Raw genomic sequence first — 16,043 nt, 5'->3', positions numbered from 1 at the left:
GGAGGCCCGCTATGAAGACATTTCCATTGCATATCGGAACCCCCGACGGCCTTCTCTTTGAAGGAAACGTGGAAAAGGTCATCTGCCGCACCATCACCGGAGACCTGGCCATCCTGGCAGGCCACAGCAACTTCTGTACGGCCCTGGGAATGGGTGAATCCACCGTTGTCATGGAAGACGGAACCCGCAGGGAAGCAGCCTGCATCGGCGGCATGCTTTCCGTCATGAACGGCACCTGCCGCCTTCTGGCCACCACCTGGGAATGGAAAGAGGACATCGACCAGCCCCGTGCGGAGAAAGCGAAAAAACACGCCGAAGAAATGCTGGCCAAAGGAGGCCTTACCGATAAAGAATACAAGATCGCCCAGGCGAAACTCCAGCGTGCGCTGGTGCGCCTGAGTGTGAAGGAATAACAGAATTTGGGCTGTCACATCAGCAAATATTTTTTGCCGGGTGACAGCCCTTTTCTTTTGATTTGTGCTGCAGGTCCAGCTATTCTCGTACTTCTCACTACTGCCGTGATGCTGCCTACAGCTATCTCTTACTGAAGTTTCTCATTCTGCGCCTGATAATTCTCTCCCCAGGTCCACATGGCATCCATGATGGGCTTCAGGCTGTAGCCAAGCTCCGTCAGGGTGTATTCCACCCGGGGCGGCACCTCTGCATCCAACAGCACCAAAGATGTGTACAAAGACATGCAGAAAAATCCGGAGATCGAGATTTCTGTGTCCAGCCCTTCTTACGCATGGATCCGTCTTCACGGCAAAGCTGTTTTCGAGAACAACATGGCTGCCAAAGAAATGTGCATCGCCAACCCCATCGTAAAAGGCCAGTACCAGACCGCCGACAACCCCATTTTCGAGGTCTTCTATCTGGAAAATGCCCACGGCCTCATCGCTGACTTCTCTGGGAACCCGCCCTACGAGTTTTAATGCAACATCTCGGAGTGAAAGTGTTATTATAACAGGAGGTACTTTTCTATGGACCAGAGTCATCGACATGATGCTCTGGGACAAACCACCTCTCCGGTTATTTCATCCATGAGGGCTGCATCGGCTGTAATCTCTGTTTTTCCGTCTGTCCCCAGAAATGTATTGATACTTCAAAAATTCCGGCCGTTATCGACCAGAACCGCTGCCTGCACTGCGGCCGCTGCGTGGAAACCTGCCCAAAACAGGTCATCAAAAAGAGGTGTTCCCATGAATCAAAGTGAAAAAAGACAATCCCTCATCCATGAACTCTTAAAAGAAGCTCCTGAATTTCAGGGGCTTTCTGTGCCCTCAGATTCGGAGGGACAAAAACAGCTCCTCCGGGGACTTATGAATATCCGACCGCCCAGAAAATGCTCCCGGGAATTTCTGGAGATCCAGGATTCCTATCTAACCGCGGAGACCGCCGCCAAAGGAATCACCGATTTCTCTGAACTGACTCCCCTAAAAGAAGCTCTCTATCTCTGGCAGGGCGACATCACGACCCTTCGCTGCGATGCCATCGTCAACGCAGCCAACAGCGGCATGACCGGCTGCTATGTGCCCAACCACCGGTGTATCGACAACTGTATCCATAGCTTCGCCGGGGTGGAACTCCGCCTCGCCTGCAACGAGCTGATGAAACGCCAGGGCCACGAAGAACTCACAGGCCAGTCCAAAATCACACCGGCTTTCAACCTGCCCTGCAAATATGTGATCCACACGGTGGGCCCGATTGTCCACGGCCCCTTAACCAGCCGGGATTGCGAGCTTCTGGCCTCCTGCTACCGCTCCTGCCTCGATCTTGCCGCAAAACAGGGCCTTACAAGCATCGCCTTCTGCTGCATCTCCACTGGCGAATTTCACTTCCCCAATGAAACGGCCGCCGAGATCGCTGTGGAAACCGTGGAAAACTACCTGAAAGAAAACGGTTATCCGATCAAAGTGATTTTCAATGTATTCAAAGATGAAGATTTTATCATCTACAAAAAACTTTTAACCCCCTGAATCACGTTATCTGTTTTCAAACCACCACAAAGTTACTGACTCTGCCGTATCCAGCCCCACAAGCTGATTCCAGCCGGGCTTCATGTGGAGGCAGAGCAGAAATTCTTGGTTTGCCGGAAGCTGCGTTATGAGCAGAAATCCATTGTTTGAGCGCAGCGAGTTATGGGTTTCTGCGAATGCCCTTAGCAGCTTCCGGCAAGCCTTAGAATTTCGCTCCGCCGCAACTGAAAGCCCGCCTGGAACCAGCTTGCGGGGCGTCCGGCTTACAAAACCACACATTTTTATAAAGGAATCACTCATATGAAACTCCCATTTAAAACCCAACCACCCGAAGACCTCTCCACCCAGATCAAGCTTTTATCGGCTGCCCTTGATGAAGCAGACTGCATCATCGCCGGAGCCGGAGCAGGCCTTTCCACCTCCGCGGGCTTCCTCTATTCCGGTGAACGCTTCCGGAAATATTTCAGCGATTTCGAAGAAAAATATAACTTCCATGATATGTACTCCAGCGGCTTTTATCCCTACGACACCCTGGAAGAATACTGGGCCTTCTGGAGCCGCTATATCTGGATCAACCGCTACATGAACCCGCCGAAACCGGTCTACGAAAAACTACATACCATTTTAAAAGGGAAAGACTATTTCGTCCTTACCACCAACGTCGATCACTGCTTCCAGAAAGCCGGCTTCGATAAACACCGCCTCTTTTATACGCAGGGCGACTATGGCCTCTTCCAGTGCAGCCGCCCCTGCCAGCCTGTCACCTATGACAATGAGAAAATCATCCGCCAAATGGTGCTTTCCCAGGGCTTTAAGATTCTGGAAGACAATACCCTGCTGCCTCCCGCTTCTCCCAAAATGACGATCCCCTCAAACCTGGTCCCCCGCTGTCCTCACTGCGGTAAGCCCCTGACCATGAATCTCCGGGCGGACAGCACCTTCGTGGAGGATGAGGGCTGGCACCAGGCCGCCGAACGCTACTCGGAATTTCTCCGACGCCACCAGCCCACCAAAGTCCTCTTTCTGGAACTTGGCACCGGCTACAACACCCCGGGCATCATCAAATATCCCTTCTGGAACATGACCGACCGATGGCCCGACGCCCGTTACGCCTGCATCAACCTGAACGAAGCTCTCGCCCCTGAAGAGATTTCGAAAAAATCCATCTGTATCGAAGGCGATATCGGGGAAGTTCTGGCACAGCTCTGAAAAATCATGTCAGAATCGATTCAAAATCGTGTCAAATTTTACTTGACAAATCTGAATCGATTCATTAAAATAGAATCAAACAGAGGCAAAGGAGCTGATTGCATGATTTTCCAGGAAAGTGAAACGGTAGAATTGAAAGAAGTGATTGTCGATGATATCAAGAAAGAAATCATTGCTTTTGCAAATTGTAACGGTGGAAAATTGTATGTTGGTGTCCGGGATGACGGGACAGTGGCAGGTCTTGAAGATCCGGACAATGCTGCCTTACAGATCAGCAATATGGTGTGTGACACGATCAAACCAGATATAACGATGTTTTTACACTATGAAACGATTTATGAAAATGAGAAAAAAATTGTTGTCGTAGACATTCAACGTGGAACCGACCGTCCTTATTATATTGCTAAGAAAGGAATGCGACCAGAAGGCGTGTATGTCCGGCAGGGATATTCTTCTGTTCCCGCTACCGATGCAGCAATCCGTCGCATGATTAAAGAAACAGATGGCGACCACTTTGAAGCCATGCGAAGTTTAAACCAGAATCTCACTTTTTATGCCACAACAGAAGAATTTCAGCTTCGGAATGTCGAGTTTGGTCCCCAGCAGATGCGCTCTCTAAAGCTGATTGATTCTGACGGCCTTTACACCAATCTGGCTCTGCTTTTATCTGACCAGTGCGTCCACAGTATCAAAGCAGCCGTTTTTCAGGGAAAAGATCAGACCATTTTTAAGGACCGCCGGGAATTTTCCGGATCGCTGATGAAACAGATGCATGAAGTATATGATTTTATTGATTTCCGCAATCAGACCCGTGCAACCGTAGAAAAGCTGCTCCGGGTCGATGTGCGGGACTATCCTGAAATTGCCATCCGGGAGGCCCTGCTGAACCTCCTGGTACATCGGGAGTATTCCTTCAGCGCCAGTGCGCTCATCAGCCTTTACAAAGACCGGATCGAGTTTGTATCTATTGGAGGCCTGATGCCTGAAATTGAGCTGGAGGATATCCTGGCCGGTATTTCAATCTGCCGGAATCCGGATCTTGCAAATATCTTTTACCGCCTTCAGCTGATCGAAGCTTACGGCACCGGAATCAGTAAAATCATGAAAGCTTACGAAGGTACAAACACAAGACCCAGAATTGAAACAACCAAAAACACCTTCAAAATCATACTTCCAAATGTCAATATCAATTCTGGCTCCACAATTACTTCCATTCCTGCAAAAGAAGAGGCCCCTGTCTTTATCCTGAACGACAATCCAGCTCTGAGCAGTCAGGAAAAACGTATTCTTGAATATGCCAGAAATTATAACCAGATCACCAAAAACAATGCAGCCTCTCTTCTTGAAGTAAGCGCCTCAACTGCTACAAGACTGATCAATGGATTGCTAAAACAGAATTTGCTTGTACGACATGGAAAAGCAAGGAACACTTATTATACAGCAAAGCAGTAAGCCGCATTTCCACTTCAATTTTTCCAAAAACAGCTCCGGAACACTTCCGGAGCCGTCTGAACTTACATATTTTCCGCAATCTTCCGATTGACTCTCTCCCGGACTGCCGTGAGATACTCCCGGTTTCTGGGGTACTCCTCGATAGTGAGAATTTCCTCTCCATCGGGTTCCAGGCAGGCGAGAACTGCTTCCCGGCCGCAGAGACCTTCGAGGAGGTTCATGGCGCAGAGGTCGGACATGGCCTCATCCATGAGCATGAGACGCTGACTCTCCTCCGGAGCGCCGTCTTTTCCCGGGTAGACGATGAAGGGATCGCCTGACGGGAAAGCTCCGTCCGCGTCTGTACAGCGGTAGGGATCAATGGGGTGCAGAGAAAAGGCTGAGTTGTAGAAGTTATAGCCCCACTGCAGGAAACCGGCCAGCTCATATTTGTACATCTGAGCCCCAAGAACTCTGGTACGGTAGCCCGGCTGCACAATGAAACGGTTTGTCACTTTTTCCGGCTGACCCACGCAGTAATAGCCCCAGAGCTTTTCCGGTCCTTTACCCTCCGCTCTGGCCTTCAGGAAAGGCGCGATGTGGTTCAGGCCGCAGACCGGCTGCTGAACCAGCCCCTGCTCATAGAAACCATAATCGGACAGGGCGTCAAACATTCCGTAGCCTTCGAGATCCTTCTCCACCGCTTTTTTCGCATCCCGATAGGAATTGATCTGCTCCATGGAAGGCTCGTCAGAAACATGAAAATAAGTTTCTTTCTCGATACCAAGTTTTGCAAGCTCCAGTTTCAGAGCAGTCAGGAAAGCATGCAGAAATGTCCGGTATTCTTCCCCGGAAGCATCAGTATCCCAGCCAAAAATCTGCTGACAGGTTCCGTCTTTTTCCGCCATAATCTTCGGCGCAGCAGTCGCTCCCCACTGGGTAAAGAGATGAGACAGCTCAAAGAAACGGATGCCGCAGCGTTTTCCCATTTCCACCCAGCGATCCAGTTTTTCAAAGCCAAACGCATAGCTTCCATCTGCCTGAACGGTCACATCCACCAGCTGGACGGTCCGCCGCTCTCCGCCCACAGCCGTATCAAGAGGCGGCGTAAAGATCGGGGTCAGAAGCATGTTGTAACGATGCTTCACTGCTGTCTTTACGAAGTTTTCCACGATTCTCCAGTATTCCTCAGAGAAAACCTCCTCGCCATAATAATTAGCGAGACAGTCGCTGTGGAACCACTCCGTATGCGGAACCTTCATGGCCGGAAGCACAGCTCCGATGACCTCCAGAGAGACGTTTTTTTCCGTCAGAACCTCCCCTTTATGAATGAGGCGGATTGTCACCGGATACTCGCCTGCTTCCATATCCTCCGGAATCTCCACATCGATCCAGAGGCTTCTCCACTGGCCATGAATCAGAGGAACGTCTTTATAAACATCTTTTTCTTCGTCAGAGACTTTTTCCAGCACTTCCAGCCGGTCCGGATAAAGCCCCGGCGCAGTTGTGAGATAGTCCTCATCCACAATAGGGCCGCAGGGATATTCACAGGGAACCAGCGCTACCTTCCGAAGCTTTACATTTGCCCGAATCGGTGAAACCACTTCCGCTTCTGCTCTCGCAAAGCCCTGGGATTCCGCATAGTAGGCGAGCTGAAAAGAGACGATCTCCCCTCTTAAGCCGCTGAGTTTCTCTCTTGCTCCCTCCTCGGACGGGGCCGCCGTTGGAAATACTTTTTCCATAGGTGATACGTTTACCGCTTTAAAATTCATTTTCATCCTCCATTTCCGCACAATTACTGCCGTAGTTGATACCTGCATCATACCATCCCGCTGCCATGCTTGTCTATAAAACATCCATCACTTTTTGTGTCTGATTGGCGGTCGTCACAACCAAAAACGGACGGCAGAAGTTCTCACTTCCACCGCCCGAAATTCAGTTTATTTTTCCAAAATCCCTAAACTCTCGGCTTCGTTTTTCAGCTCCTCGTTTCGCCGGTTCATCGTGCCGAAACCGGAAACCGCCAGAATCACTTTTTTGCAGCTTCGCATCAGCTCTCTGGCCTCCTGATAGCGCTCCTCCGAGATCTCCTCAAAGGGCTTTTCCGTCACGACCTTCGCTGCCAGCGCCTTCGCTACCTGATAGTCCACGTCATTTTCCTGAAGGACACCCACAGCAAAAGGAACGCCCTGACGCTGGAGCTTTCGAAATACCGGGATTCCGCTGCCGCCACCGGCGATCACAAAGACCTCCGGCTTTCCTTTGGCAGGCTCCATTTCCAGGCAGCCAAAGGATGCGTTATAGCTTCCCGCCGTCACCCCGTAAAGGTGACGGATATACTCATCGGTAAAGATCTCCTCTGGAACGCCGCAGCGCTCAATTCGGTCGCCGTGAACGCAGATCACCAGATCTGACACCTTCTGGGCCAGATCCAGCTCATGCAAAGACATGAGCACCGCCATATGTTTTTCCCGGACCATCTCCTTTAAAATAGAGAGAAGTTCCAGTTTGTGGCGGATATCCAGGAAAGAAGTCGGCTCGTCCAGAACGATGACCTCCGGCTCCTGACAGATGGCCCGGGCCAAAAGGATTCGCTGGCGCTGGCCATCGCTGACCGCCGAAAAATCCCGGTCCTTCAGATCCCAGGCATGAACCAGCTCCATGGCTGCGCGCACTTTTTCGTGATCTTCCGCAGAAAGAATGCCAAGAACACCCGTATAGGGGTAACGTCCCGTTCCCACAATATCCTCGCAGGTCATGAGTTCCGGCTGCATCCGGCCCGTCATAACTACCGCAAGCTTCCTGGAAATCTCCTTATCCGTCATTTTTTCCATGGATTTCTGATCTAGAAAAACGGCTCCATCCACCAGCTTCAGCTGACGGATAATACTCTTCAAAATCGTGGATTTTCCCGCACCGTTGGGGCCGATGAGCGTTAGGATCTGGCCTTTCTCCAGCGAAAGCCGGATATCCCGGATAAGCGCTTTTCCATCGTAACCCACGGTCATATTTTCCGTATAAATAAAACTTTTCTCCATGGCTTACCCCCGCTTCCGGTTTATCATGACATAGATCACCACCGGTGCTCCGAAGACTGCCGTCACCGAACTGATACTGAGCTCCGTGGGCGCAAAAACGGTTCTGGCAATGAGGTCACAGAAGAGGCAGAACACTGCTCCGCCCAGGAAACAGGCCGGAATCACCAGAATCGGTTTCGCCGTTTTCAGAAGACTCTTCATCAGCTGCGGCACTGCAATTCCCACAAAGGAGATCGGACCTGCAAAAGCCGTCACGCAGGCGGAAAGCACGCTGGAAAGCAGGATCAGTTCCACCCGGAACCGACTGATATTCACGCCCATATTTCTCGCGTAAGCCTCCCCCAGCTGGTAAGCGCTCATGGGTTTGGAAAGGAAAAATGCCAGCCCCAGCGCCACAAAAACCACCACAGCCATGAGAGCCACATTGTCCCAGTTCATACCGGAAAAGCTTCCCTGAGACCAGTTATGCAGGTTGATGATGTTGGAATCGTCAGCGAACGTTACGACAAAATCCGTCACAGCGGAGCAGATATAACCGATCATAACGCCGCAGATGACCAGCATCGACATATTCCGGACCTTTCTGGAGACCAGAAGCACAAATCCCATGGAAATCAGCGAACCCACGAAAGCCGCCATAATCATCACCGCGGAACCCGCGGTCAGGCCTTTTCCCAGAAGAAAGATCATCGTCAGGGCGACCGTCAGCTTGGCTCCCGACGAGATTCCCAGGACAAACGGCCCCGCAATAGGGTTGTTGAAGAAGGTCTGGAGCAGGAAACCTGATACGGACAGAGCTCCACCCAGGATCAGCGCCGCCAGGATTCTCGGAAGACGGATGGACCAGATGATATTTCTGGCCGTCTCATCTCCTCCCTTCTGAAAAAGGATAGAGAAGACCTCACCCAGACTCACGGAGACGCTGCCGGCGTTGATATTCCAGAAAATCAGTGCTCCTAAAAGCACTGTCAGGGTAACAAATGAAAAAATATAACGGATTTTTCCTCTTTTTTCCATATTACTCCAATCGATACAGGTAGGTGAGCCCTTCGGGATCGTCCTCCGTCAGCATCCGGTGGATATCCATGATGACATCACCAAGACAGGTCGTTTCCTGGAACATACTCTTGGTCAGGCACCAGACGTTTCCCTCTTTGACCGCCTTGAAATCCTTGAGAAGCGTACTCTTTTTCAGCAGCTCGTCCAGAGAACCCAGCTCGCCGTCAATGGTACTGTTATAAATGATATAATCCGCATCCTTGGCTCCCGCATAGAAATCTTCCATTCCCATGTTCATCGTGGAAAGGCCTTCCTCATCGGTGCCCAGATCGTTGAAAATATACTTTCCACCGGCCAGCTCGATCATTTTCGACACATAATCATTGGATTTCCGCACGTTGGCAGAGCCCATGGAATTGATATAGAAAAAGGCCACGGTTTTTCCCGTGTTCTCGCTGTCTTTGATAGAGTTGAGCTTCTCTGCCTGCTCCTCAAAAACCGCCTCTGCTTCCTCTTCTTTATCCAGCAGGACGCCGTAAAGTTTCACCCACTCGGTCCGGCCTAAGGGGTGACTCTCATAACTGGAATGTTCCACCAGAACCGGAATGCCAAACTCTTCGAGTTTTTCTTTTACTTCGGGATTATGGTAGATCATCGTGGATTCCAAAGCCAGATCACAGTTTTTTGACAGGATCAGCTCATAATCCGGCGCACTGTATTTTCCGGCGAAAACAATGGAACCATCCTCCAGAGCCTGCTTCGCCTCGTCGATATACCAGCCATCCGCTTTCGTTCCGGAAAGACTGATGCTGCCAAGTCCGTCCAGAGCTCGGAAAAAGTCCATCGTGGAAGTTGCCACCAGGTAGATATTTTCCAGAGGCTGATGGATCACGGTGATATCCGCATCCAGACCGTCCGGCGCTTCTTTTCCCTCAGGCACCAGAAGAAACTGGTCGCCGCCTTCAATCGTAATCAGGGCATAATCGCCCTCATAATAATCCACGGCAAACTGATCCGCATACTGAAGCTCCAGACTGTGGTCATATTTGAGTCCTGCCAGATCCTCCTTCGCAGTGTCAGCTCCGGCCGTCTCACTGGTTTCTTCGGCTGCGAAGCTCCGGATGGGAACCAGCGCTGCCGAAGAAGAAAAGATCACAGAAAACCCCAGGACTGCGTTCAGAAGCCATCCTGTTCTTTTTTTCATTTTTATTCTGCCTTTTCCATAGTAGAAGAATCAAACTGCAGGGTGTACTCGATCTCGTGAGGCTCGCTCATAGCTACGGTATCTCCAACGACTTCCATCGGATAATCGAAGCCATCTACCGGGATCTCAAAAGTAGAATTTCCCTCGGTGTTTACCGGCTCGTATTTCTCACCGTCTACCAGCATATAATCATAGTTCGGGCTGCTCCATACGATGGTTGCAGTTGCCTCGCCGTCTTTGATCGTAATGGCTGCCGGAGAATCTACGGTTGCTCTGCCGCTTCCGCCCTCCAGAGTTACCTCTGTCGTGTAATCGCCATCCTCCAGATTCAGATCAGCAACGGTCTTTTTCTCTGCGCCGTCCTCTTTCACCGGATTCTTGACGCTGACTTTGTGGTCGTACCATTTGCCTTTTTTGCCGATGGCTGCCACGGTAAACTCTTCATCAATGGCCGGCACCGGGATATCGAAGCCATAAACCTCCTCAGAAGTTCCGTCTTTATAGGTTACGGTATCTGTGGTCGGCTCCAGAAGCTCTGCGCCGTCTTTTTTCGCATCCTCGGAGGTTCCCATGAAAAGATTCAGGAAGCCTTTGCCGCTTAAAGATATGTGAATGGTCATCTCACCGTCTTTTACCGTCAGAACGCCTTTTCCGTCATTTGCCTCATTGACATGGAACATGGAGCTGTCCGTATCAAACTCTGCGGTGTAGGTGCCATCCTCCAGAACGCCCTCTGCCTCGGTTTCGGTCTCGCTGCCGGTCTCCGTCTCAGCCTCAGATACCATCTCGGTAACAGCTGTCTCGGTTTCGGTCTCTGCTGCCATTGCCACAGGAGCTGCCATCATGGCAGTAGCACAGATCAGTGATAAAAAGAATGTCATGGAACGTTTCATAATCAATTTCCTCCTCTTTTACAACAACTGCCCGGATGTCTTTGAAAACATTCCGGGCAGCTGAGATTTATCCTTTTGTTTGAACGCAGTCGCAAAAGCGGATTGCGAATGTCCGCTTTATTGATTATTTTGCGATAGAATCGATAGCTTCTTTTGTATGCTCTACATAAATCTGCTCAACAGCATCGATTCTTCCCAGTCCTTCGATCTGGCAGTCAACGCTGTCAAATGCTCCGGAAGCCTCGAACTGGCTCTTCCAGGAATCCTCATCATCGCCTGCCATATCGTTGTTAGCGTGGTCACCAGCTACAACCATCAGCGGACGAAGAACAACTTTCTTGAAGCCTGCATCCTGAGCCTTCTTGATAACCTCTTCACAAGCGGTATCTTCCGGCTTACCCTCTACCGTACCGATGAAAGCATTGGTGAATCCAAGCTCTTCCATCTGGGTCTGCATCTGATCATAGGTTACATTTGCAGTATGGGAAGTACCATGACCCATAAATACAAATGCAGTTCCATCCTCAGCTGCTGCTTCCATGCTGTCATAACCGGCTGCTTTTACAGCTTCATCGGTGATCGCCTGGGCAACTGCCTTCTTGTCGTCATTGATAACGGTAGCGTCGTCGCCTACCTCGCCCAGCATCGGCTCTGCGATGGCTACGGACTCAAATTTATCTTTGTAACCGTCGATCGCTTCTACCATCTCGTCGTACTCAGCGCCGTGCATCAGATGAGTCGGCTGTACCACCAGGTTTTTAACGCCATTGTCAACGGCACGCTGAAGAGCCTGATCCATATTATCGATCTTCTCGTCATCTCTTGCCTGTACATGGTTGATGATGATCTGAGCAGTGAATGCTCTTCTTACAGACCAGTCCGGATATGCTTCCTGCAGAGCATCCTCGATGCCCTTGATATCCTCTGCGCGGCTGTCGTTGAAGGAAGTACCAAAGCTTACTACCAGAAGCTCGTTGTCACCGATCTCATCGCCGTTGCGGGGATCGTCTTTGGAAGCGTCGCCGGTGTCACGTCCGAAATACTCCGGGCTTGCCTCTTCACCTTCAACCAGCTCTTTCTGAGCATCGGTCAGCTGATCCCATGCTTCTTTGGCTGCGGTACAGTCTGCATCGGTGGTATCGGTTCTCTCCTGAACATAGATCTTATCGATCAGAGCTGCTACATTATCAGCTGCTGCCTGATCGTCGCTCTCAGAGCCTGCCTCAGTGGCATCCTCAGATGCTGCTTCGGTTGCTGTCTCTGTTACAGCCTCGGTTGCTGCTTCTGTTACAGCCTCAGTGGCTGTCTCGGTCTCAGTCTCGGAAGCATATACGCTTGCGGAACCCATCATTGTGATGGTGGATACACTCATCATGATTGCCAGAGCTTTTACCATTTTGTTTTTCATGTTACTTCTCCTCCTTGATCCAGACACAGATCTTTATGGTCTGACGTCCTGATGTATGTTAATTTTTGCATCAGCGAAAATCATAAGGTACGGTGACATGAAAAAATCCTCTTACACACAGGCAAAAGGATCGCGGGAAAAAGATAAACGGTACAATCAATTACTCGTGATCCGGGATAACTATCCCCGTACCAACATCAGGCAGGTTTCCTGGCTCACAGATCCTTGCCGCAGCCGCCTTCCCGGTTTCCCAGTGACATTCTGGCCTTGACTCCCTGTTTACAGTGACGAGATCGCGCAGGACTTTCACCTGCTTCTCTTTTACCCGTTTGCTGAAAGTTTTCTCTTTTTAAAACGGCACCTGATATTTTCTTATTTAGTTTTCAGCTGTTGGGAGCTGCAGACTGCTATCTGCCACCCTCATGCGTATCATAGCACACTCTTTTTTAAAGTACAAGTGGTAAAAAAATTTATTTCCGCGAGGATCAAATACCCCGTTGCCTGTAGCGGGGTATTTGACTTTCCAACTTAGAAGCCGAGATTATCGTTTACAAGGATCACATGAATCCGGCCTTCGTGACGGAAATATCTCGTGATCAGGAACTGACAGCAGATCGTATCCGGGGATTTGCAGTCGAAGCATTTTCCGGTCTCCTTGCAGGGTGTCTTGACGTCAAATCTCTGGGCATTGGCCGGAGCCGCCACATTTCTGGCCCGCTTCATAGCATCATCGAGGTCCGGACAGACTTTATTCATTCCCACGATAAAGACCACTTTTCTCGGTCCCTGGGCGATACAGGACACGCGATTGGAATTTCCGTCGATATTCACCATGATACCGTCGCTTGTGATGGCATTGGCACTGGAAAGGAAAATATCAGAATCGTAGGCAGCCATAAGACTTTCCCTCGGTGAAAGCTTTGCCCGGTCGATATAATTATAATTGCCCTCTTTCAGCGCTTTGATCAGTCCCACTTCCTGGGCGCTTGCACAGCCGCCCATGCTGATCGTGCTCCCCTCAGGAATCAGTTCCAGAGCCAGCTTCAGCGCTTCCTCCTTATCCGCTGCATAATAGCCGGACATGTTGCGGGATTTCAGACCCTTAATGACGGTTTTCGCGAGGGTTTCGTTTCTTTTTCTTAAGTTCTCATCCATAGGTAGGTTCCTCCTTTTTTCTATTGATATCCTTATCTTACCATAGAAAAAGAGCCTTAGCAAATAGCTAAGGCCCTTAAGTATCTTTTGTTGATGGGTTCGACAGGTTGTTTCTTATTCCCAGCCCTCGAAAGAACGGTTCATAAACGGTCACTGAAGTTCATCAGCACCTCACAACCACAATCCCATTGATTTATATTATACTTTCTTTAGTTAGAAAGTCAATCATTTTTATGACAAAATTTTAAAACCAAATTTATACTTTTCTTTTGCATCTCCATCATAAAGCTTGGCTCTTACATTTTTAGCAAAATCCTTATTTTTAGGCTTCATGGAAGCTGCATATCTCCCCAATGTATTCGGGACAAAGTCTGCCAACTGCAATCCCGCTAAATTATCTGTTTTTGGTACAAAATTTATTTGTTTTATATGATCCTGAATGGTTTTTGACGAATAATATAAAGTTCCCAATGCTTTCAGCTCATAGATTCTCTGCTGTATTTTATCATTTTGCTCTGGCTGCATTGCTTCATAACATATATTCCCCACTGCCTTATTTTTTATTAAGAACTGACAATAGTGTTCTATCAACAATTGAATGGCTATTGTAAATTGATTGTTTAATTTACTCTCCCCATAGCAAGAATATAACACCCTTTTAGCTAAGCACACTCCCAGTACTGATATATCCATATTTTTAAATATCTTTGATAATTCATTATACAGCTGAACTACTTTATGCTTGTCCTGAAAAATATGGTAACACGTTGGTATCATACTCAGTTTTCGTGAATTTAGGCGATTGCTTGCAAAGCTGATATCTTTTTCATGTAATATGTACCTCTCACACCCCGGAATATTTTCCCATACGATTTGTTTTGCTTTATTTAAAACATTTTCTATGTCTGAATAATTGCTGTCTTTTATAATAACTCCGCTCATAACAAAATATTTATCACCAGCGCTGTTAAATGTCTCACTTTCATCTATATACAATGTATACTCTGCCATAAATTCGCCCTCTCTTCAGTGAGTATAAAACTGCTTTATATTTTACCGTATCCCATAGTATCTTTCAATAGTAAAAATTTGCAAACATTATTTTTTATTATATATAAAGTAAAGAATCCTGTGCATTATTCGTGCAAAGGATTCTTCAACTTTTTAAAGCATTATCGACGTTTTCGGTTCATCACCCCGCAAAAAATCACCGCCGCACCGGTGCTTGCCGCGGTAGCCAGAATCGCCGGGCCGGTGATGGCGGCGGGGTTCACGCTGCCGTACTGGCTGCGGTAGGCAATCATCGTGACGGGGATCAGCTGGAGGGAGGAGATATTCATAATAAGGAAGGTACACATTTCCCGGCTGGCGGTTCCGGGAGGCACCGGAGTTCTGCCGAGAAGCCTGCCGCCCCGCCGCTTTTCTTCGAGATTTTCCAGATCTTTCATGGCTTTTAGGCCTGCCGGGGTGGCCGCCATGCCAAGACCAAGGAAATTCGCGATAAAATTCATGGAAATTGACTCATACGCCGGATGATCCGCCGGAATCTCCGGAAAAAGAAAACGGATCAGCGGCCGGATCTTTCCGCAAAGCACATCCGTGAGCCCCGCGTCCTTCGCAATCTCCATCAGTCCCTGCCAGAAAGCCAGAATCCCCGTCATCGTCACGCAGAGCGTCACCGCCTCCCGGGATGCGCTCAAAACCGCGTCCGTGATCTCCTGCATCCGCCCGTTAAATGCCCCATATAAAATTCCAATGAGCTGCATACCGCCCCAGAGCATATTCATAGAAAAAACCTCCGCACGGGATTTTTATATCCTATGCGGAGGTAAGGTAAAATATGGTTTTCACTCATTAACATTCAGCCGGATCTTCAGCACCCCGTCTTCATACCCCACCACAATCTTTCCCCCCATCTGCTCCATCAGCGTCCTGGCGATGGAGAGGCCGAGGCCGGTGGAGCCCCGGGCGGTTTCCACGGTGAAAAATCGGTCGAAGAGCTTTCCCACCTGAACCTCGTCCAGGTCTCTGGCGTGATTGGAAAAGGTAAGCTCGCCGTTCTCTTTTAACTCCACCTTCAGGTCGCCGTCGCTGTACTTGAGGACATTGCTCAGAATATTTCCAAACACCCGGGACAGGGCCTCGCGATTTCCTTTTCGCAAAACCGGCTCCTTGGGAAGATGGATTTCCGGCGTGATCTTTCGTTCAGTGAGGGCTCCGTAAAAGCTCAAAAGACTGGCCTCCAGCACTTCCCGAAGGTCGATCTCGCTGAGCTCGGGCGGCCCGGCAGAAAGCACCACGGTGTAGCGAAACAATTCTTCCGTCAGCTGCTTCATGGCCTCAGTCCTGCCGGAAATGAAGGAGAGATACTGCTCCACCGTCTCGCTTTTTTCTTCCTCCTCCAGAAGCTCCAGGTAGCCGCTGATCGCGGTAAGGGGCGTGCGAAGGTCGTGGGAAATATTCGTCACGGCTTCCTTCAGCTCCCGGTCGCCGTTCTGATAGTTCCGGCGCTGCTCCTTTAGGGTTTTAAGTTCCTCATTGAGTTCCCGAGCCAGCTTTCGGATCTCCGGATTCCGCGTGTCAACGGTGATGAGCCCATTGGTCTCCTCCGTAAGAAGCCTCGCAAACTCGCTGCTGACCCGATCCATATTCTTTTTTAAGGAAAAAATCTTAAGTCCCAGCAGAAAAATCACCACAACGCTGAGGGCAAAAAGGCACCAGGTCAGCATC

At 49.6% G+C, this 16,043-nt stretch carries 16 protein-coding genes, 2 pseudogenes and 1 riboswitch; of the genes and pseudogenes, 6 read left to right on the top strand and 12 right to left on the bottom strand.

Annotated elements, in window-relative coordinates; translation table 11 throughout:
• Window positions 1-11: 11 nt before the first annotated feature.
• Entirely contained in the window at window positions 12-413 is a 402-nt protein-coding gene (gene atpC / locus LKD71_RS11135) for an ATP synthase F1 subunit epsilon (protein WP_178045062.1), read from the top strand.
• Between the two features lie 128 nt (window positions 414-541).
• On the opposite strand, the pseudogene LKD71_RS11130 reads toward atpC, so the two are convergent.
• Window positions 542-664, bottom strand: a pseudogene (locus tag LKD71_RS11130) (winged helix-turn-helix transcriptional regulator); the annotation flags it as partial.
• A 1-nt stretch (window position 665) separates the two neighbouring features.
• On the opposite strand from LKD71_RS11130, the pseudogene LKD71_RS11125 reads away from it, so the two are divergent.
• The 3 genes and pseudogenes from LKD71_RS11125 to LKD71_RS11115 all read left to right on the top strand — a co-directional run.
• Window positions 666-932, top strand: a pseudogene (locus LKD71_RS11125) (pyridoxamine 5'-phosphate oxidase family protein); the annotation flags it as partial.
• A gap of 104 nt (window positions 933-1,036) precedes the next feature.
• Window positions 1,037-1,213: a 4Fe-4S binding protein gene (locus LKD71_RS18555; RefSeq protein ID WP_227615485.1), complete on the top strand. Its 177-nt coding sequence runs from the start codon at window positions 1,037-1,039 to the stop codon at window positions 1,211-1,213.
• The gene (locus LKD71_RS11115; RefSeq protein WP_227615461.1) at window positions 1,200-1,976 is read left to right on the top strand and encodes a protein-ADP-ribose hydrolase; all 777 of its coding nucleotides are present in this window, start codon (window positions 1,200-1,202) and stop codon (window positions 1,974-1,976) included. The genes LKD71_RS18555 and LKD71_RS11115 overlap by 14 nt, the downstream gene beginning before the upstream one ends.
• 6 nt (window positions 1,977-1,982) lie before the next feature.
• On the opposite strand, the gene LKD71_RS11110 is transcribed toward LKD71_RS11115, so the two are convergent.
• The gene (locus LKD71_RS11110) at window positions 1,983-2,276 is read right to left on the bottom strand and encodes a hypothetical protein (protein ID WP_227615460.1); all 294 of its coding nucleotides are present in this window, start codon (window positions 2,274-2,276) and stop codon (window positions 1,983-1,985) included.
• Between LKD71_RS11110 and LKD71_RS11105 the strand changes: the two genes are divergently transcribed.
• Both LKD71_RS11105 and LKD71_RS11100 read left to right on the top strand, forming a co-directional pair.
• Window positions 2,277-3,185, top strand: coding sequence for an SIR2 family NAD-dependent protein deacylase (locus tag LKD71_RS11105; RefSeq protein WP_227615459.1), 909 nt, complete (start codon window positions 2,277-2,279; stop codon window positions 3,183-3,185).
• A 102-nt stretch (window positions 3,186-3,287) separates the two neighbouring features.
• Window positions 3,288-4,637 (top strand): RNA-binding domain-containing protein, encoded by a 1,350-nt coding sequence (locus LKD71_RS11100; RefSeq protein WP_227615458.1) that lies wholly within the window; start codon window positions 3,288-3,290, stop codon window positions 4,635-4,637.
• Window positions 4,638-4,699: 62 nt separating this feature from the next.
• Here the strand turns inward: LKD71_RS11100 and LKD71_RS11095 are convergent, their stop codons facing one another.
• From LKD71_RS11095 to LKD71_RS11050, 10 genes are all read right to left on the bottom strand, one after another.
• Window positions 4,700-6,388 carry a DUF4091 domain-containing protein gene (locus LKD71_RS11095; RefSeq protein ID WP_227615457.1) on the bottom strand — a complete coding sequence of 563 codons (1,689 nt, stop codon included), beginning with the start codon at window positions 6,386-6,388 and terminating at the stop codon, window positions 4,700-4,702.
• 168 nt (window positions 6,389-6,556) lie between these two features.
• A complete protein-coding gene (locus tag LKD71_RS11090; protein WP_227615456.1) occupies window positions 6,557-7,654 on the bottom strand; it encodes an ABC transporter ATP-binding protein in 1,098 nt (365 codons plus the stop codon).
• A 3-nt stretch (window positions 7,655-7,657) separates the two neighbouring features.
• On the bottom strand, window positions 7,658-8,671 hold the full coding sequence (locus LKD71_RS11085; RefSeq protein ID WP_227615455.1) for a FecCD family ABC transporter permease: 1,014 nt from the start codon (window positions 8,669-8,671) through the stop codon (window positions 7,658-7,660).
• A 1-nt stretch (window position 8,672) separates the two neighbouring features.
• Entirely contained in the window at window positions 8,673-9,857 is a 1,185-nt protein-coding gene (locus LKD71_RS11080; protein WP_227615454.1) for an ABC transporter substrate-binding protein, read from the bottom strand.
• A 2-nt stretch (window positions 9,858-9,859) separates the two neighbouring features.
• Window positions 9,860-10,750 (bottom strand): hypothetical protein, encoded by an 891-nt coding sequence (locus tag LKD71_RS11075; protein WP_178034893.1) that lies wholly within the window; start codon window positions 10,748-10,750, stop codon window positions 9,860-9,862.
• A gap of 124 nt (window positions 10,751-10,874) precedes the next feature.
• A complete protein-coding gene (locus tag LKD71_RS11070) occupies window positions 10,875-12,158 on the bottom strand; it encodes a sirohydrochlorin cobaltochelatase (protein ID WP_178034892.1) in 1,284 nt (427 codons plus the stop codon).
• A 183-nt stretch (window positions 12,159-12,341) separates the two neighbouring features.
• A riboswitch (cobalamin riboswitch) is annotated at window positions 12,342-12,538 on the bottom strand.
• Window positions 12,539-12,686: 148 nt separating this feature from the next.
• Complete coding sequence (locus LKD71_RS11065; RefSeq protein WP_227615453.1) at window positions 12,687-13,313, bottom strand: lactate utilization protein; 627 nt, start codon at window positions 13,311-13,313, stop codon at window positions 12,687-12,689.
• Window positions 13,314-13,544: 231 nt separating this feature from the next.
• Window positions 13,545-14,324, bottom strand: coding sequence for a DUF3800 domain-containing protein (locus LKD71_RS11060; RefSeq protein WP_227615452.1), 780 nt, complete (start codon window positions 14,322-14,324; stop codon window positions 13,545-13,547).
• Window positions 14,325-14,485: 161 nt separating this feature from the next.
• Complete coding sequence (locus LKD71_RS11055) at window positions 14,486-15,100, bottom strand: nucleoside recognition protein (RefSeq protein WP_227615451.1); 615 nt, start codon at window positions 15,098-15,100, stop codon at window positions 14,486-14,488.
• A gap of 60 nt (window positions 15,101-15,160) precedes the next feature.
• A complete protein-coding gene (locus LKD71_RS11050; protein ID WP_227615450.1) occupies window positions 15,161-16,042 on the bottom strand; it encodes a sensor histidine kinase in 882 nt (293 codons plus the stop codon).
• Window position 16,043: the final 1 nt, after the last annotated feature.

The sequence above is a fragment of the Fusicatenibacter faecihominis genome (assembly GCF_020686945.1).
GTDB classification, from domain to species: Bacteria; Bacillota; Clostridia; order Lachnospirales; family Lachnospiraceae; genus Limivivens; species Limivivens faecihominis.
This window is presented reverse-complemented; position numbering and strand designations above follow the sequence as displayed.